We start from the raw sequence: 18,049 nt of genomic DNA on the forward strand, positions 1-18,049 counted from the left end.
GGAGCTAGAATATGGAGTTTGAAACAGCAAAATCACGCGTTCAAGAATTACGTGACGTATTAAATCAATATGGCTATGAATATTATGTGTTAGATCAGCCATCTGTTCCAGATGCAGAATACGATAAATTAATGAATGAGTTAATTGAAATAGAAGAATCATTTCTAGAATTAAAAACAGCTGACTCACCTACTCAGCGCATCGGCGGCCAAGTGCTCGATGCGTTTGAGAAGGTTCAGCATCAAACGTCTATGCTAAGTTTAGGAAATGCATTTAATGAAGAAGACCTTCGAGATTTTGATCGCCGAGTGCGCCAAGCCGTTGAAGACGAGTTTTCTTATGTATGTGAACTTAAAATTGACGGCCTTGCTGTATCTCTTCGCTATGAAGATGGATACTTAGTGCTGGGTGCTACGCGCGGAGATGGTACGACGGGTGAAAATATTACTGAAAACTTAAAAACAATTCGATCGATTCCACTGCGAATTAAAGAACCGTTATCAATGGAAGTTCGCGGAGAAGCATTTATGCCGAGGAAATCATTCGAAGCACTTAATGAAGCAAAAATGGAAAGAGATGAAGTGCCGTTTGCTAACCCCCGTAACGCAGCTGCTGGCTCACTGCGTCAGCTAGATCCTAAGATTGCGGCAAAACGTAATTTAGATATCTTTGTCTATGCCATGACTGATACAGGAGAATTAGAAATCGACTCCCACAGCGAAAGTTTAAATCTGCTCGATGATCTTGGATTTAAAACAAATAAAGAAAGACAGACGTGTGAAACCATTGACGACGTAATTGCTTATATCGAAAGCTGGCAAACGAAACGTCCAGAATTATCTTATGATATTGATGGCATTGTTGTAAAAGTAGATTCATTTGATCAGCAGGCTGAGCTTGGCACAACGGCCAAAAGTCCACGCTGGGCTATTGCTTATAAGTTTCCTGCTGAAGAAGTTGTAACCAAGCTTGTAAATATTGAGCTGACGGTAGGCCGGACAGGTGTCATTACGCCAACAGCTATTTTGGAGCCCGTTCAAGTAGCAGGTACGACGGTACAGCGTGCGTCTCTTCACAATGAAGATTTAATTCGTGAAAAAGACATTCGCATCGGCGATTATGTCGTGGTGAAAAAAGCAGGAGATATTATTCCTGAAGTAGTGAATGTGATTGAAGAGAAGCGAACGGGAGAAGAGCAAGAATTTACGATGCCTACTCACTGCCCGGAATGTGAAAGTGAACTGGTACGTTTAGAAGGAGAAGTGGCGCTTCGCTGCATTAATCCAAGCTGTCCTGCTCAAATTCGTGAAGGACTTATTCATTTCGTGTCCCGCAATGCGATGAACATTGATGGACTTGGTGAAAAAGTTATATCACAATTATTTCGCGAACAGTTAATTAAAGATGTAGCGGATATTTATACGCTGACAAAACAGCAGTTAATCGAGCTTGAGCGCATGGGTGAGAAATCTGCTGATAATTTGATTGCGGCCATCGAAGCCTCTAAAGAAAATTCGCTTGAGCGTTTGCTTTTTGGTTTGGGCATTCGTCATGTCGGAGCAAAAGCTGCAAAGACGTTAGCTCAGCACTTTGAAACCATAGACAAGTTAACAAAAGCAACGTATGATGAATTAGTGGCAATTAATGAAATTGGTGCCAAAATGGCTGATGCTATTGTCGCTTACTTTACACAAGAAGAGGTTCAAGAACTTATACATGAATTAAAAGAGTATGGAGTAAACCTTACATACAAGGGACCCAAGCTTGTAAGTGTAGAAAATGTAGATTCTGTTTTTGCTGGTAAAACCGTTGTATTAACAGGTAAGCTTGAACAGCTATCTCGCAATGAGGCAAAAGCACAAATTGAAGCACTTGGCGGTAAAGTCACAGGAAGCGTAAGTAAAAAGACAGACCTTGTTGTGGCAGGGGAAGAGGCTGGTTCCAAACTGACAAAAGCTAACGAGCTTGAAATTGAAGTATGGGATGAAGCAAGGCTACTTACGGAATTAAATAAATAAGAGGTGTGTGTAGTTGAAAAAGATATTGTTACTTTCTCTTGCGGTCATGCTTGTAACTTCAGCGTGTGCACCGAATCTTTCGGACGATAAAGAGACTGTTCAACAAACCAACAACAAGAAAGAAAAAGCAGTTATTCCGAAGTATAGTATTTCAGATGATTATTACCGAACAATTCTTCCATTTAAAGCGGGAGTGGCAAGAGGCTTAGTCGCAGCAAACTTAAACAATCGCTTGGATGCGCAAGAATTTGAAACAGGCTTAATGCGCTTATCGACAGATAGCTATTCTCCGAAAAAATATGTGTATCAAGAAGGCCAGTACCTTGATAAAGATACTATTCGCTCATGGTTAAGCCGTAAGCTGAGTGATAAACAGTTTAAAGATCTTCAAAGCAAAGCAAAAGATGATACGGCGAAAAAGAAGCTTAAAAACAATGGGTTAAACCCAATCGATACAGAAAAAGGCGATTTGAAAACTCGCAACGAAACAAGTCCAATGTACTTAGCGAACATTACTGAGCAAGACTACCTTATTCAAGACGGAGACGACAAGGTAAAACTTGGAGGCGTCACAATTGGCCTGGCGATGAATTCTGTTCATTATTATACAGAAGAAAATGGCTATGCTCGTGAAGTGAAGCTTACGAATAAAGAGATTGAAGCCCAAGGAAAGCAAATGGCAGATGAGATTGTTAAGCGTATGCGCGACATCAAAGGCTTAGAAAATGTGCCAGTTCGAGTAGCGCTATTCAAACAAAGTGCTAAGTCCTCTTTAACACCGGGTAACTTTATAGCTGTCGGAAATGCAGGTTCAAATGATACGGCCGTTGGCAGCTGGGATAATTTAGATGAGCAATATTATTTATTCCCATCATCAGATGCAACAAAAGATCACCGAGATGATGCGATGAAATTTGATGAGTTTAAAGCACAAATCGAAGACTACTTCCCGAACTTTACAAGCGTAGTAGGGAAGGGGTATTACAAAGATGGACAGCTTCAAAAAATGACGATTGATATTCCCGTACAATTTTACGGAAAAGGTGAAATTGTAGGATTTACTCAGTACGTTGCTGGTTTAATGCTTGATCATTTCCCTTCATATATGGAAACGAGTATTTCTATTAACTCAGTAAGCGGACCGGAAGCTCTCATTGTTAGAAAAGCAGATGAAGACAAGCCGTTCGTTCATATTTACGAAGAGTAAGCAAAAAAGACACTGCTCAAGCAGTGTCTTTTTCTAATTCTATTAAATTGCCTCCTATGAAGGAATGGCGTGAGAATTTTGTCTTGTAAACTTAGCAAGATAATAAGCAGCAAATGCAAATGCATCTTGTTCGGTTGTCCGCTCTTCATACGGGCGCTTTTTATCCAGCTCAAACTCTTTCTGATAATAAGGGATGTGATCTTGAATATAATGACGCAGCTCGTGAAAAATGGTTTCGACAAGCGGGAGGTAGTCATCAAACTTAAAAATAAATATAATGCCGACTTCTCGCCAGTAGACGCCTGATGCAAACTGAAGGTATTCTGCTTCTTCTTCTCCAAGAGCAGAGACAATTTTATTGGCTTCGCATGAATCACAAAAAATTATAGGAATATGAAAGGCTTTATTTAAACAAGCAAAAACATCTTTTTGCAAGGTGGGCAAATCCCACTTGAATTCTTCATCTAATACAAACCATCTTCCGTTTTGCTGATACACAGGGCGCTGGTGGATGACTGACTGTATAAGTATTTTATTCAATTTTTATAGCACCTCTTTTACGGTAAAGTAGTTATTCGTTTTCTTTACTTTCCCAAAGACTAGTGAAATTAAAACATGGTGGTGTGTTCATCTGAAGCATGTTTCTCTTTCTATCTATCTTTTCTAAAAAGAAGGTTATTTTATACCTATGCAAGAGAGAAATATTTTATGACGAAGGAAAAGTATGGAATGTTGTTTGAATGAAATAGATTTGGTATAAAATAGAAGTGATAAATGTAAGCCCTGTCTTGTCTGGCGGGGTTTTTAATATTTTAGGAACTAGTCTCAGAAATGTTGCCTGTTGCTAGTGAAGTTTGGTATTATCAGTATATTGTAGTGGGACGAATATTCGGAGGTGAAGGAACATGTCAAGAATTTCTGTTGATCAAGTGAAACACGTTGCAAACTTAGCGAGACTTGCGGTGACGGATGACGAAGCAGAACTATTTACAAAACAATTAGATGCTATTATTACATATGCAGAACAATTAGATGAGTTAGATACTACAAATGTAAAACCAACTTCTCACGTATTGGATATGAAAAACGTAATGCGTGAAGATAAGCCAGCTAAAGGCTTACCAATTGAAGACGTAGTAAAAAATGCGCCAGACCACAAGGATGGCTACATTCGAGTACCAACTATTTTAGAATAAGGAAGGAGGCTTTACGATGTCTTTATTCGATCGTAAACTTTCAGAACTACATAGCCTTTTACACAAGAAAGAAGTACGTGTACAAGATTTAGTAGACGAATCATACAAACGTATTAATGAAGTAGATGATAAAGTAGGTGCGTTCTTAGCGCTTAATGAAGACAATGCTCGTGCTTATGCAAAAGAGCTAGATGAAGCATTACAAACAAAAGATGAATTTGGCCTATTATTTGGTATGCCGATCGGTGTAAAAGATAATATTGTCACAAAAGATTTACGTACAACTTGCTCTAGTAAAATTCTAGCAAACTTTGATCCGATTTATGATGCAACAGTTGTTCAAAAATTGCAGGCAGCTGAAGCGGTAACAATCGGTAAATTAAATATGGATGAATTCGCAATGGGTTCTTCAACTGAAAACTCAGGTCTTCAGTTAACGCGCAACCCATGGAATTTAGATTATGTACCAGGTGGATCTAGCGGTGGTTCAGCTGCAGCTGTAGCAGCAGGCGAAGTTCCGTTTTCTTTAGGTTCTGATACAGGTGGTTCAATTCGTCAGCCAGCTGCTTACTGCGGTGTTGTCGGATTAAAACCAACATATGGTCGCGTATCTCGTTACGGATTAGTAGCATTTGCATCTTCTTTAGATCAAATCGGACCGATCACAAATTCTGTTGAAGATAATGCATACTTACTTCAAGCAATTTCAGGCGTAGACCCAATGGATTCTACTTCTGCTAATGTTGATGTACCGGATTATGTATCTGCTTTAACAGGTGACGTAAAAGGTCTTAAAATTGCTGTTCCAAAAGAATACTTAGGCGAAGGTGTGGGCGAAGAAGCTCGCCAGTCTGTTTTAGATGCACTAAAAGTGTTAGAAGGACTAGGCGCGACTTGGGAAGAGGTATCGCTTCCACACTCTAAATACGCATTAGCTACGTATTATCTATTATCTTCTTCTGAAGCGTCTGCTAACTTATCTCGTTTTGACGGCGTTCGCTACGGATACCGTACAGATAATGCTGAGAACTTAATCGAAATGTACAAGCAGTCTCGAAGCGAAGGCTTTGGAAACGAAGTAAAACGCCGTATCATGCTTGGAACATTTGCGTTAAGCTCTGGTTATTATGATGCTTACTACAAAAAAGCACAGCAAGTACGTACGTTAATCAAGCAAGACTTTGAGTCTGTATTTGAAAACTATGATGTTATCATTGGACCAACTACACCAACTCCATCATTCAAAATTGGTGAGAAAACAGATGATCCATTAACAATGTATGCAAACGATATTTTAACAATCCCAGTAAACCTTGCTGGAGTACCTGGTATTTCTGTGCCTTGCGGCTTATCAAATGGATTGCCATTAGGGTTACAAATTATCGGTAAGCATTTCGACGAACGCACAATCTATCGTGTTGCTCATGCATTCGAACAAGCAACTGAGCATCATAAAGCGAAACCAGCACTGTAAGGGGTGAGATAAAGATGAACTTTGAAACGATTATTGGTCTTGAAGTACACGTTGAGCTTAAGACAAAATCTAAAATTTTCTCAGCAAGTCCAAACGCATTTGGTGCGGCTCCAAATGCTAACACAAGTGTAATTGACTTAGGTTATCCTGGCGTACTACCTGTGTTAAACAAAGAAGCAGTTGATTTTGCAATGAAAGCAGCGCTTGCGCTAAACTGTGAAATCGCAACAGATACAAAGTTTGATCGTAAAAACTATTTCTATCCGGATAACCCAAAAGCTTATCAAATCTCTCAATTTGATAAACCAATTGGTGAGAACGGTTGGATTGAAGTAGAAGTTAAAGGTGAAACGAAGCGCATTCGTATCAACCGACTTCATTTAGAAGAAGATGCTGGTAAGTTAACGCATACAGGCGATGGCTATTCACTAGTAGACTTCAACCGTCAAGGTACACCTCTAATTGAGATTGTATCGGAAGCAGATATGCGTTCTCCTGAAGAAGCATATGCTTATTTAGAAAAACTAAAATCAATCATTCAATATACAGGCGTATCTGACTGTAAAATGGAAGAAGGTTCACTTCGCTGTGATGCCAATATTTCTTTACGTCCAGTTGGACAAGAAGAGTTTGGTACAAAAGCTGAGTTAAAGAACTTAAACTCATTTAACTATGTGCGCCGCGGTCTTGAACACGAAGAAATTCGTCAAGAAAAAGTGTTATTGTCTGGTGGCTTAATCGAGCAGGAAACACGCCGTTTTGATGAGTCTACGGGTGAAACAATTCTGATGCGTGTAAAAGAAGGATCTGACGACTACCGCTACTTCCCAGAGCCTGATTTATTAGAATTATACATCGACGAAGAGTGGAAAGAACGCGTTCGTGCTTCGATTCCTGAACTTCCAGATGCTCGTAAAAAGCGCTATGTAGAAGAGCTTGGCTTACCTGCTTATGATGCAATGGTATTAACGCTAACAAAAGAAATGTCTGATTTCTTTGAAGCAACGCTTGCTGCGGGCGGAGATGCGAAGCTATCTTCTAACTGGTTAATGGGTGAAGTTTCTGCTTACTTAAACTCAAACCAAAAAGAACTTTCAGATGTAGCATTAACACCTGAAGGCCTAGCTGGTATGATTCAATTAATTCAAGAAGGTACAATTTCGTCTAAAATTGCGAAAAAAGTATTCAAAGAGTTAATTGAAAATGGCGGAGATGCAAAGAAAATTGTAAAAGAAAAAGGTCTTGTACAAATTTCTGATGATGCAACTTTACGTAAATTCGTAACAGATGCATTAGATGCAAACCCTCAATCTATTGAAGATTTCAAAAATGGTAAGGATCGTGCAATTGGCTTCTTAGTTGGTCAAATTATGAAAGCTTCAAAAGGCCAAGCGAACCCACCGATGGTTAATAAAATTCTTTTAGAAGAAATTAATAAACGCTAAATTTGATAACTAAATGTGAGGTGGGTATCCATCTCACATTTATTATGAGTAAGGGCGATCGCGCTGAAGGTATGAATAAAAACCGAAACGTGAATATTGTATATCAAGGTTAATTTCTTTATAATATGTTTGTTCATGCCCCCTCTTGTTGATGATGTAATGTGAGGGGGCATTCTTTCACTGATAAAAGTAGGCAAAGATTTGTGACAAATTATCATTATTAGGATGATGAATATGAAAAGAGCGAGAATTATTTATAACCCGACATCGGGCCGTGAAATTTTTAAGAAAAACTTACCGGAAGTTTTGCAAAAGCTAGAGCAAGCAGGATACGAAACATCTTGTCATGCTACAACTTGCGCTGGCGATGCAACAGAAGCTGCCAAAGTAGCAGTAGAGCGCCGCTTTGACGTTGTAATCGCAGCCGGTGGAGACGGTACCATCAATGAAGTCGTAAACGGTATTGCCGGACAGGACTATCGTCCGCAGCTAGGTATTATTCCTGTTGGAACAACCAATGACTTTGCTCGTGCCATTAATGTTCCGCGTACAATTGAAGGCGCTGTTGATGTTATTGTAGAAGGCGTAACGAAGCCAATTGATTTAGGCTGTGTAACAAACGACGGAGAAACGCATTACTTTGTAAATATCGCCGGAGGCGGCCGTTTAACTGAGTTAACGTATGAAGTGCCAAGCAAGTTAAAAACAATGCTTGGACAGCTAGCTTACTATTTAAAAGGTATGGAAATGCTTCCTTCTATTAAACCAACATCTGTTGAAATTGAGTATGATGGAAAATTCTTTGGCGGCGAGATTATGTTCTTCCTCGTTTCCTTAACGAACTCAGTCGGCGGTTTTGAAAAGCTGGCACCAGATTCTTCTTTAGATGACGGCATGTTTGATTTAATTATTTTAAAGAAAGCAAATTTAGCTGAATTTATTCGAATTGCGACACTTGCGCTGCGAGGAGAACATATCAATGATCCTCACATTATTTATACAAAAGCGAACCGTGTTAAAATTCATACGAATGATAAAATGCAGCTAAATCTAGATGGCGAGTACGGAGGGTTATTGCCTGGGGAATTTGTAAACTTATATCGCCATGTAGAAATCTTTGTTCCAAAAGCAACAGCTGAATTGATGGAAAAAAATGAGATCGCCTAATTGCGATCTTTTTTCATGCTTTTCTTTGTTTGGCTTTCGCTCTTATGGTACAATCAGTTCAGCATTTTCAAATGACTAAAAGGATGTAACGATAAATGGAAAAATTAAAACCACCTGTAGAAAAAAATGAATATATAGATGTTGCGTTTGAAGATTTAACGCATGACGGAGCGGGTGTAGCGAAAGTGAACGGATTTCCTATTTTTGTTCAAAATGCGCTGCCTGGCGAAAGCGGCCAAGTAAAAATCATTAAAGTAAAAAAAGGCTATGCATTTGGCAAGCTCATTAAGCACCATACAATTAGTGAGCAGCGTGTTGAAGCACCCTGTCCGGTCTACAAGCAGTGCGGAGGCTGTCAGCTGCAGCATGTAAGCTATGAAGGGCAGCTGCAATTCAAGCAAAAGCAAGTAAAAGACGTCATGGCGCGAATTGGTCATTTACCTGACGTTCCGGTACATTCGACGTTAGGAATGAACGATCCTTGGCGCTATCGAAACAAAGCTCAAGTTCCCGTAGCAGAGCGAGAAGGCGGGTTGGTCGCTGGGTTTTATCAGCAGCGAAGCCACGACATCATTAACATGGATGCCTGTTTGATTCAGCAGCAGGCAAATGATGATGTTGTTCAAGCTGTTAAATCAATCTGTGAAAAGCATGGGGTTTCTCCTTACCAAGAACAAAAGCATAAAGGATCGCTTCGTCATATCATGGCGCGCTACGGACTTGTAACGGGTGAAATCATGGTTGTCATTGTGACTCGTACAGCTGAGCTGCCAAACAAAAAGCGTATTATAGAAGACATTATTGAAGCCGTGCCGAACGTGAAATCAATTGTTCAAAATGTAAACAACAAGCGCACGAACGTCATTTTAGGGAACCAAACGAACGTACTTTGGGGAGAAGAATATATTTACGACTATATCGGCGATGTTAAATTTGCCATTTCAGCAAAATCATTCTATCAAGTAAACCCTGAGCAAACGAAAGTGCTTTATGATAAAGCGCTTGAGTATGCAGATTTAACAGGAGAAGAAACGGTCATTGACGCGTATTGTGGAATTGGAACAATCTCGTTATTTCTCGCTCAAAAAGCGAAAAAAGTATATGGCGTTGAAATCGTGCCTGAAGCGATTGAAGATGCAAAGCGCAACGCTGAGCTAAACGGTATTCACAATGCAGAATTCGAAGTAGGCGAAGCTGAAGTCGTCATTCCAAACTGGTACAAACAAGGCATCAAAGCGGACGTCATCGTCGTAGACCCGCCGCGAAAAGGATGCGACGAAGCTCTTTTGAATACCATCATTGACATGAAACCGAAAAAAGTTGTCTATGTTTCATGCGGACCAGCAACTCTTGCGCGTGATCTAGCTATTCTAGAAAAAGGCGGCTATGAGACGGTTGAAGTTCAGCCTGTTGATATGTTCCCGCATACGACGCATGTGGAGAATGTGGCGGTGCTTACATTAAAATAAGAGGACTTTATAAAACCCACTATCACTGGGAATGGTAGTGGGTTTTATATTGGCTTTTATTTTTAATACAGTACGGAATCTGCTAAAAAATTTATAGAGAAACAAATAAAAGCAAATATAAATGGGAGTAAAAAGATTCCTAAATATACATAAGGCAAAATGGAGGAAGCAAATTGATTACGTGGGAAACGGATGAAAAAGAGGTAAGTTTAGAAACCATTTGATGTAGAAAAAGCATGGGATGTATTATTTCCAATCGACTTTATTGAATGTGTAACAAAGTATCATGATATTAAATACTAGCTAGTTGATGGTATTTACCCATTTGGAGATGACATAGCGGATAATCATGTATGTTTTGACTACCGTTCTAACTCTCAGCGGCCTATTATCGTTTTTATAGATCATGAACTAGCATAAGAGAATCCTGAAAGCGGTATGTTTTTCGTCGCCCATTCACTTGAAGAATTTATTAATGGTCTATATGAAGAAGAATAAAATTAAAATAACTTTCCATCAAGAGGCTGGGACAAAAGTATTTTAACCCAAGTAAAAGACGAACCATTAATCAACATGTTTGATTCGTGGTTTATTTTTTTGTTAGGGCAAATAAGTGTCGTCTGTTTCGTTCCTTCTAGCAGTTGATTGGAGGGCAAGGCGAAGACTCCTGCGGGAAAAGCGGAGCAGGTGAGACCCCGCAGGAGCGCAAGCGACGAGGAGGCTCAGCGGCCGCCCGCGGAAAGCGAAGTCTTGCACGGAAATCAACTGCGGTTCCATACAAGCTCATCTATACTAGTTGTTCGCCTTTAATTTAGATTCATTTCATTATGATGTCTCAACCTCTTTTAGGTTAAATAAGTACGGAAAAGGTAAAGTTAGCATTTCTATACCAAAAGCAGCAAAAGCTTGATATAAAAGCATTATCCGCTTGTATGTCCGTTTTATTTTGCCGTTTGTCCACCCCACCAACACAGCAAATTTCTGAATATACTTTTTTTAAGGTTTTCAATATTTTAGGAATTATAATAAAGAAGCAATAAATGAAAACATTATATTTGTGGTAAGAGGTGAAGGGACATCATGTATAGAGCAATTGCTATTATAGCAGGTTCTGTGTTAATTGGATTTGCATACAATTGGTTTTTAATCCCCCATAAAGTGCTAAGCAGCGGTATTAGCGGTATTGCTATGATTATAGGAATTTTAACGCCTGCAAGCACGGGAACAATGAATTTTTTGTTGAATTTACCCCTTTTAATTATTGGTTTTATGAAGTTAGGAAAGCGGTTTGTCTTACATACGCTGCTGTCCGTTGTGGCTTTATCAATTGCTTTATACGTGATTCCCTTGAGAGCTGTTAGTACAGATCCTATTCTGTCAGCTGTTTTTGGAGGAGTTTTAACTGGAATTGGCGTAGGGTTTGTTTTTCGTCAGTCAGCTTCGACAGGTGGATTTGATATTATTGCGATGCTTCTTACGCATAAAAAAGAATTTCCTCTTGGCGCTATATTATCAGCGATGAATGCCGTAGTTGTATTTGTTTCAGGCTTCTTTGTGAATTGGGACGCGGCTTTATATACGATGCTTTCGATTTTCGTCACAGGAAAAGTAGTGGATGCGATTCATACTCGCCATATTAAGCTCACGTTAACCATTATTACGAGAAAAGGCGAAGAAATGAAGCAGCAGCTTCTTACCAATTTAGTGCGCGGCGTGACGTTAATGAACGGTGAAGGAGCTTATTCAAGAGAAGACCGTAAAATATTAATGACGGTGATTTCACGCTATGAGCTTGCAAACCTCAAGCAGTTAATTCAATCGGTTGATCCTGAAGCTTTCGTAAATATTACAGAAACGGTAGAAGTAATGGGGCTGTTTCGACGGGATGCTTATTAATATATTTGTTATTTCAGCGCCGATTTATGATAAATAGCCATTTTTATAGTATAAAAGTTATAAAAAAAGCCTTAAGAGTAGTTCTTGAGGCTTTTTTTGCGTAAAATATGAGTAAGAAAATATCGTGTATGAAAAGTATAAAAAAGGGAATTTGATAGAGTACATAAAATATTGACATCAAAAAGGAGAGACTATATGACGGTAGAATATCAGTTAACGAAAAAGAAATATTACGAAACGTTTATGCAAGAAAATGAAAATCAGCCGCCTGTAAAAGTCCTTGGACAAGCTTACTACGAAGAGCAGCAAAAAGAGTGGTACGACTTATCGCTCATTCGCTTAGCACAGGGAGAAATATACTTCCATAATCAAGATTTCGAGTCCGCGATTTATAAGTGGGAGAATGTAGATGGTGAATTTAAGCTGTGGGCGAAGAAAAATACAGCCGACGCGCATTATGAATTAGGGTTGTCTACTCAAGCTGAAGAGCTTTACCTATCCATTGAAACAGATTCAAAAGTATTGAAAGCTGAAATAGCGCTAAAGCTGTTTTTACTTTATACGGATCATAATAATATTGGACGAGCTTATGAAGTCATTAACGAGCTGGTTGCTTCTCAGCCGGATTATCCAAACGTCACGGCGATTGCACGCAGATTTTATGAAGAGCAAGAAGATTTTAACAGCGCAGTGGAGCTTGCGGTAGATGAGTGTATTCGTACGGAATCGCTGAATTGGTTTGCGATATTAAAGACTTATGTAGATAAAGGATATACAGCAAACTTTATCCCGAACTATTTTTATCAAGTGATGATTGCATTTTACAAAGTAGATCAAGTGTATTTCAAACAGCTTGTCTCAGCTTTATGGAAACAATATAAGAGCCAGCCTCCTTATCTTGCTTGGATTAAAACCATCAATGATATTTTCTTGAATATTGAAGTTGGCCTCTATGATTATTGGCAAGAGATTTCAACTCTTTATCAAGAAACGTACACCGACTTAATGGAAAGTGACCATTCTGTAAAAGAATTGCATGAAGTCATTCCAAACGTATTGACAAATTGGCTTAAAATTACAAATAAGTCACGTGCATTATTTCCGTCTGCAGCCGTGCTTTCATGGAATGAAAAATTTCCATCAACTATCGATACAATCACCATCGAAAATGCGGGCAGATTAATTTTTGAGGCGCGTAACGACATTGATGGTCTCGAATATCACTACAAGCTTTGCCATGGCATTATTAAATGGGCCAATGAAAATGGCTTAGAAGTGGGACACACATTTAAATGGTGGGTAGATTTTCTATTAGATGCTCATACGACACACTTATTAATTACAGGAACAAATGCCGCAACTTCGTCATTTGTGGGATCGATTACAGAAGAAAAGGTACCGCAAAATCACGAAACAACCTTTGTGTTCATTCATGATGATGAAGAATCCATCCAGCAAATCGCTGATCAAGAAATCATTCCGATGGAAACGATTGATGGAGCGGAACAATCTCCTGATCATGCACTTGTAGAAGTGAAAAAACCTTTTGCGTTCCTTGATAAGCATAATTGTTCATGCATTGTGACGCCAAGCTTTACAGAACAAGAGGCACGTGAGCAGGATGCATTTAAATATGCTCCTTTAGCAGATGGTTTACTGTTTGTGCTTGATGCAAAAGAATCGCTGCTTGATGAAGAAAGAGAATTATTGCTGGAGATTAAAGAGCATGCGCCAAATACGCCCGTTCATTTTGTCATTAACAATATGGACAGTCTTTATAATCAAGCAACAATTGAGCGAATTACAAAAGAATTTGAAGCAAGCATTGGAGCTGATTTCCCGCAGGCACATGTATTAGCCTATACGCCTCACTACGTCTCGAGTCAGCACCACGGAGACTTGGCTCAGTTTATTAAAGCTAATTTCTATTATGATCCAAACGACGTTGGAGTAGAAGAGCGTGCGCGCAGACTGCTGTTCTTCATTCAAAACATGCTAAAGAGCTTAGTGGAGAAGAGAAATCAAACAGAAAATCATTTGATCGAAAGTATTAAATGGAACGAAGATATGCTTGTGCGATTAAATGGCTTCTTGCATCGAGTGGATGACTTAGAACAAGAAAAAGCAAGCAGTATTGTTTCGGCTTATCACGGCATCAAAGAGGATATTAGCAAAAAGCTAAAAAATAAAATTCCTCGTTTACTCAAAAAGTCTTCAGAATTAGTGAAGGAAGACAGTGATTTTAGTACGGTTCATATTGAGCTGAATAAACAAATGAATATGCGCGTGGAAGAGCACTTGCAGCAAGATGTCCTACCTAAGTTCCGCATTTCTTTAAAGGACTGGATTGCTACATCAAATGAAGAGCTGATTGCGAGTCAAGTAGATATTGAAGAAGTAGCAGAGTCATTAAATAAGATGTACAATGAGCAAAAATTAACGTTAGCCTGCGATTTTAAAGTGCTGGACGACTGGCGCCGCGACGTTAATCGTATGGCTAATCGGGTTCAGCTGGATGAAGAAAATATTTTACTTCGCGTTAATCCAACGCAGCTCTTGTTAAAAGGAGCAGGAAAGCTGTTTTCTTCCATTCTTCAAAACCAAACGCTGCTTTATAATCAATATAAAAAGTACATTGAAAGTCAAGACTATCAAGATATTACAGAATCTATGCTGGCCAAGTTTTTTATGCAGTTTAATTTATTTGAGAAAAATTTAGAAGTTGATATTGAACTATTCTTTGAAAAGCCAAAAGAGGTTTTAAAAGAAACGATTGAAGAAACACAGGCGCATATTAATGAAAATCAAGACGTGTTAAGTCATATGAAAGCCAATCCTGAAGCTTACTATGATCCGTTAACATTATTCCAGCTTCGCTTGCGTCAGTATGAGTTAATGGTTAAAGCTACAGAAGAAGTACACTACAACGTATAAAAGGTGGAGCAGGATGTATTTAACGATAAAAGAAGCAGCAGAGTATCTATCTTTTCCTGAAGAATATGTGCAGAAATTGATTCAAGAAGGAAAAGTACGAGCTATATTTGATGGTGAAAACTACTTATTAAATAAAGAGCAGTTTAACACCCATTTAGAGCAAATGGAAAAGTACAAAAAACAAATTGAAGAATACTTAAATGAGCCTATCCCTGAAGATATGGACGTAAAAGATGAAGATTGAAGGCAGAAGCAGAAAACAGATGTTTTCTGCTTTTTTCTTTTGGAGTGAAGGTGTTAAAAAAGGTAAGATATGAAAGAAATGTCGAAAAAAGTTGGAATTTCGTTAAAGATGTAGTCTTTTTAGATGCTTTTTTTATATAATGAAAGTATGCTAAACAAAAAGGAGAAGGTCTATGCAACGATCAAGACAGTTAAGGCTGATTTTATTGCTTGCCCTGATTGTTGTCGCTTCGTTTTTAATTATTATTATTTCGAAAACACATGGGATTATAAGTCAGCAAACGACAAAAAAAGTAGAACACACAAGCGTTGCAATTCTCACCTCTGATGTACTGACGGATCAAAGCTGGGGCAGTCTAGCTTATAAAGGAAAAATCAACATTGAGCAGCAGTATCCTGTTTCGGCTCAAGTTATTAGCGAAGTAAATACGAACCAAAAAATGAAAGAAGCTGCTGAAAAAGTTATTCAAAAAGGGACAAAAGTCGTAATTGGACATGGAAGAGAATTTTCTACCGTTTTTACAGAACTAGCTCCTAAGTATCCTCATGTTCATTTCGTCACCATTCACGGTACTTCAATGTATAAAAACCAAACTGTATATACATTTGATCAAACAAAAATAGAGCACCTGGCAGGCACGGCAGCTGCCATGAAGACAAAAACGAAAAAAATTGGATTACTCGATACATTTGCAAAAGAAAAAAACCTAGGATTTGAACAAGGAATCAAAGCGTATGATTCATCGATTGCTTTTTATTATCGAGTTGTAAACAGCCGAGACGATGGAGCAAAAGCAGTAAAGCTGCTCCGTGAGTTAAAAGATCAAGGTGTCGATATCGTCTATGCTAAAGGAAATTCGTATAATCAAGAAGTTATTCAAGAAGCGAAAACACAAGGAATGTACGTAATAGGGTATTTAGATGATCAGGCGTACATGGGTAGGTCTGTTATTTTAACAAGTGTGATAAATGATGTTCCTCAAGCTTACAACGTGATTATGAAAGACTATTTCAGTAAAAAAGGTCTTCCATCTGGAGAAGTCAAACTTGACGCCAGGGACGGTGTTTATAAACTAGCGCCTTTTGGACCGATGTACAGTAAACGGGAAAAACAAATTTTATATTCGAAAGTTAGAATGTCTACACAGCCGAAGTAACTATGAAAAAGAAAGAGATGATTATGAATCAATTATTTCGCAACATGTCATTCCGTAGCCAAATATTAACGATTCTTCTTTTGATTACATTTATGTTAAGCGGGTTCTCTTTAGTTTTAGTGCATGCCATTGATAAAATGAATCATGTAAGCAACGAAATTAAAGATGAAGATGTTCCTCAAATGGTGTGGCTTTCTTATTGGGAAGAGCAGCTGAACATAAAAGAATACATTGTGAAAAATAATCTAAAGAACCCCACTGTCTCTTTGATAGAAGAATATCAATCATATGATACAAGAGTTATTGAAGACAATGAAAAGTATAAGCAGCCTGTGCCAAAATCGTTGATTCCACTGAAGGAAAAAATTGAGCTGCTTGATTTTAAGATTTCTAATAACGTGCAGGGACTGCTGAAGTACGGAGATATAGAGGGAGCAAAAGAGTATCTTAATAGAAATTATTTGCCGGATCTGCATCAGATAAAAAAAGATATTAATAGTTCAAAAGAAGAGACGGTTGATTCACTTGATACACTATCAGATACACTGTCTGTCATTATTAAAGATTCATTAATTTTACTATTGATTTTAACAGTAAGTGCTATTGTGGCTTCTCTTTATGTTTCTTATCGTATGAGTGCAAGCCTTACGAAACCAATTGAACAAATGATTGAAAAAGTGAATGACATTGCAGACGGAGAATACGGTCTTGTTCTTCAAGACACAAAGCAAATTGAGCTGAAGCAGCTTTCGGCTTCTATCAATCAAATGTCGGTTAGTTTAGAAGATTCATTTTGGAAAATCATTAAAGATAAAGCGTATCGCCAGCAGATTTTAAATTCACTGCCTGTTGGAATTATCACAATGGAAGATGAGACAAATAGTATATTTGCCAATACCTCAGCAAAGCAGTTTTTAGATCTCGACGAAAAGGATATTTGCGGGTATATGGAGGAATGTCCTGAATATAATACTGAATTTTGGAGCATGTTGAATTCGGGAGAAATTCACGAAAATAAAAAAGTGTTATTTGGAACGAAAAAGACGTGCTATTGCTTTTTAGTCTCTCAAACGCAGCTGTTTAATGAGAAGAACGAGAGCATCGGAAGAATTTTTTATTTTATTGATATATCGGATACCGAAGAATTAGAAAAGCGAATGCATCAGTCTGAGAAACTTGCCCTGGTTGGAGAAGTGGCAGCCGGAGCTGCTCATGAGATTCGTAATCCTCTTGCCGTGATTCATGGATTTATATCTCTTATGAATCAGTCTCTTTCTGATGAGGAGAAAAAGCGTTTTTACCTGCCTCTGCTTATGAAAGAGCTAGAGAGGATTAATTACATCATTGAAGAAATGCTGTTGTTATCAAAACCAGGGACTCCGGTAATGAAAAAAGTCAGCATGCAGGATATTATTAATGAGCTATTGCCTTTGATTACTCACTCAAGTAAATTTACAGAAAAAGATAAGCTTATCTTTGATGTGAAACTGCAGCCGCATATACTAAAGGTAGATGAAAAACAAATCAAACAAGTTCTTCATAATTTAATTCGAAACAGTATGGAAGCTATGGATGGAGAAGGAGTCATTACAATCTACTCTCAGGTTCATGATGATAATTATTATCTGTATATTGAAGATAATGGAAAAGGAATTCCTTTGCATATGCAGCAGTCGCTGTACCAGCCGTTTTCCACTTCAAAAGATAGTGGAACAGGTCTTGGTCTGCCAATTGCTCAGCGTATTCTAGAAAGCCACGGAGGACAGATTAAATTATTATCTACTTCTTCCCGCGGCACAGTTTTTGTTATTAAACTTCCTCTACATTAAGAAAACAGCCTCAA

The 18,049-nt window shown here is 38.4% G+C and carries 14 protein-coding genes; 13 read left to right on the forward strand and 1 reads right to left on the reverse strand.

The genetic code is table 11. The features are described from left to right. The first annotated feature begins 11 nt into the window (after positions 1 to 11). Together ligA and ACOZIR_RS24425 are read left to right on the forward strand one after the other, a co-directional pair. On the forward strand, positions 12 to 2,018 hold the full coding sequence (ligA, locus tag ACOZIR_RS24420) for an NAD-dependent DNA ligase LigA (protein WP_310879040.1): 2,007 nt from the start codon (positions 12 to 14) through the stop codon (positions 2,016 to 2,018). Between the two features lie 13 nt (positions 2,019 to 2,031). After that, a complete protein-coding gene (locus ACOZIR_RS24425) occupies positions 2,032 to 3,225 on the forward strand; it encodes a CamS family sex pheromone protein (protein ID WP_045292046.1) in 1,194 nt (397 codons plus the stop codon). Positions 3,226 to 3,279: 54 nt separating this feature from the next. Here the strand turns inward: ACOZIR_RS24425 and ACOZIR_RS24430 are convergent, their stop codons facing one another. Continuing rightward, the gene (locus tag ACOZIR_RS24430; protein ID WP_045292045.1) at positions 3,280 to 3,765 is read right to left on the reverse strand and encodes a DUF3920 family protein; all 486 of its coding nucleotides are present in this window, start codon (positions 3,763 to 3,765) and stop codon (positions 3,280 to 3,282) included. A gap of 365 nt (positions 3,766 to 4,130) precedes the next feature. Between ACOZIR_RS24430 and gatC the strand changes: the two genes are divergently transcribed. The 11 genes from gatC (at position 4,131) to ACOZIR_RS24485 (ending at position 18,035) form a co-directional block, all read left to right on the forward strand. After that, positions 4,131 to 4,421 (forward strand): Asp-tRNA(Asn)/Glu-tRNA(Gln) amidotransferase subunit GatC, encoded by a 291-nt coding sequence (gatC, locus tag ACOZIR_RS24435; RefSeq protein ID WP_013055055.1) that lies wholly within the window; start codon positions 4,131 to 4,133, stop codon positions 4,419 to 4,421. Between the two features lie 16 nt (positions 4,422 to 4,437). Further along, positions 4,438 to 5,895: an Asp-tRNA(Asn)/Glu-tRNA(Gln) amidotransferase subunit GatA gene (gene gatA / locus ACOZIR_RS24440; RefSeq protein WP_216143161.1), complete on the forward strand. Its 1,458-nt coding sequence runs from the start codon at positions 4,438 to 4,440 to the stop codon at positions 5,893 to 5,895. Between the two features lie 14 nt (positions 5,896 to 5,909). Then, positions 5,910 to 7,340: an Asp-tRNA(Asn)/Glu-tRNA(Gln) amidotransferase subunit GatB gene (gene gatB / locus ACOZIR_RS24445; RefSeq protein ID WP_045292043.1), complete on the forward strand. Its 1,431-nt coding sequence runs from the start codon at positions 5,910 to 5,912 to the stop codon at positions 7,338 to 7,340. 234 nt (positions 7,341 to 7,574) lie between these two features. After that, entirely contained in the window at positions 7,575 to 8,507 is a 933-nt protein-coding gene (locus ACOZIR_RS24450) for a diacylglycerol kinase (protein ID WP_028410196.1), read from the forward strand. 95 nt (positions 8,508 to 8,602) lie between these two features. Then, entirely contained in the window at positions 8,603 to 9,976 is a 1,374-nt protein-coding gene (gene rlmD, locus ACOZIR_RS24455; protein ID WP_045292041.1) for a 23S rRNA (uracil(1939)-C(5))-methyltransferase RlmD, read from the forward strand. Positions 9,977 to 10,617: 641 nt separating this feature from the next. Continuing rightward, positions 10,618 to 10,791, forward strand: coding sequence for a hypothetical protein (locus tag ACOZIR_RS24460; RefSeq protein ID WP_169746662.1), 174 nt, complete (start codon positions 10,618 to 10,620; stop codon positions 10,789 to 10,791). A gap of 265 nt (positions 10,792 to 11,056) precedes the next feature. Then, positions 11,057 to 11,872, forward strand: a complete 816-nt coding sequence (locus ACOZIR_RS24465; protein WP_013055060.1) for a YitT family protein — start codon at positions 11,057 to 11,059, stop codon at positions 11,870 to 11,872. 195 nt (positions 11,873 to 12,067) lie between these two features. Then, on the forward strand, positions 12,068 to 14,806 hold the full coding sequence (locus ACOZIR_RS24470; protein WP_421536002.1) for a GTPase domain-containing protein: 2,739 nt from the start codon (positions 12,068 to 12,070) through the stop codon (positions 14,804 to 14,806). Positions 14,807 to 14,819: 13 nt separating this feature from the next. Next, a complete protein-coding gene (locus tag ACOZIR_RS24475) occupies positions 14,820 to 15,050 on the forward strand; it encodes a helix-turn-helix domain-containing protein (RefSeq protein ID WP_013055062.1) in 231 nt (76 codons plus the stop codon). Between the two features lie 172 nt (positions 15,051 to 15,222). Then, a complete protein-coding gene (locus ACOZIR_RS24480; protein ID WP_411306185.1) occupies positions 15,223 to 16,206 on the forward strand; it encodes a BMP family ABC transporter substrate-binding protein in 984 nt (327 codons plus the stop codon). 23 nt (positions 16,207 to 16,229) lie between these two features. Continuing rightward, the gene (locus ACOZIR_RS24485; protein WP_045292038.1) at positions 16,230 to 18,035 is read left to right on the forward strand and encodes an ATP-binding protein; all 1,806 of its coding nucleotides are present in this window, start codon (positions 16,230 to 16,232) and stop codon (positions 18,033 to 18,035) included. Positions 18,036 to 18,049: the final 14 nt, after the last annotated feature.

It is taken from the genome of Priestia sp. D3YE.R1 (assembly GCF_049199565.1).
Taxonomy (GTDB): Bacteria; Bacillota; Bacilli; order Bacillales; family Bacillaceae_H; genus Priestia; species Priestia aryabhattai.

Excerpts from the sequence above, each read along its gene's own strand:
- gatA (WP_216143161.1), top strand. The coding sequence starts at position 4,438 with ATGTCTTTATTCGATCGTAAACTTTCAGAACTACATAGCCTTTTACAC.
- gatB (WP_045292043.1), top strand. The coding sequence starts at position 5,910 with ATGAACTTTGAAACGATTATTGGTCTTGAAGTACACGTTGAGCTTAAG.
- gatC (WP_013055055.1), top strand. The coding sequence starts at position 4,131 with ATGTCAAGAATTTCTGTTGATCAAGTGAAACACGTTGCAAACTTAGCG.
- ACOZIR_RS24450 (WP_028410196.1), top strand. The coding sequence starts at position 7,575 with ATGAAAAGAGCGAGAATTATTTATAACCCGACATCGGGCCGTGAAATT.
- ACOZIR_RS24470 (WP_421536002.1), top strand. The coding sequence starts at position 12,068 with ATGACGGTAGAATATCAGTTAACGAAAAAGAAATATTACGAAACGTTT.
- ligA (WP_310879040.1), top strand. The coding sequence starts at position 12 with ATGGAGTTTGAAACAGCAAAATCACGCGTTCAAGAATTACGTGACGTA.
- ACOZIR_RS24475 (WP_013055062.1), top strand. The coding sequence starts at position 14,820 with ATGTATTTAACGATAAAAGAAGCAGCAGAGTATCTATCTTTTCCTGAA.
- ACOZIR_RS24480 (WP_411306185.1), top strand. The coding sequence starts at position 15,223 with ATGCAACGATCAAGACAGTTAAGGCTGATTTTATTGCTTGCCCTGATT.
- ACOZIR_RS24485 (WP_045292038.1), top strand. The coding sequence starts at position 16,230 with ATGAATCAATTATTTCGCAACATGTCATTCCGTAGCCAAATATTAACG.
- rlmD (WP_045292041.1), top strand. The coding sequence starts at position 8,603 with ATGGAAAAATTAAAACCACCTGTAGAAAAAAATGAATATATAGATGTT.
- ACOZIR_RS24465 (WP_013055060.1), top strand. The coding sequence starts at position 11,057 with ATGTATAGAGCAATTGCTATTATAGCAGGTTCTGTGTTAATTGGATTT.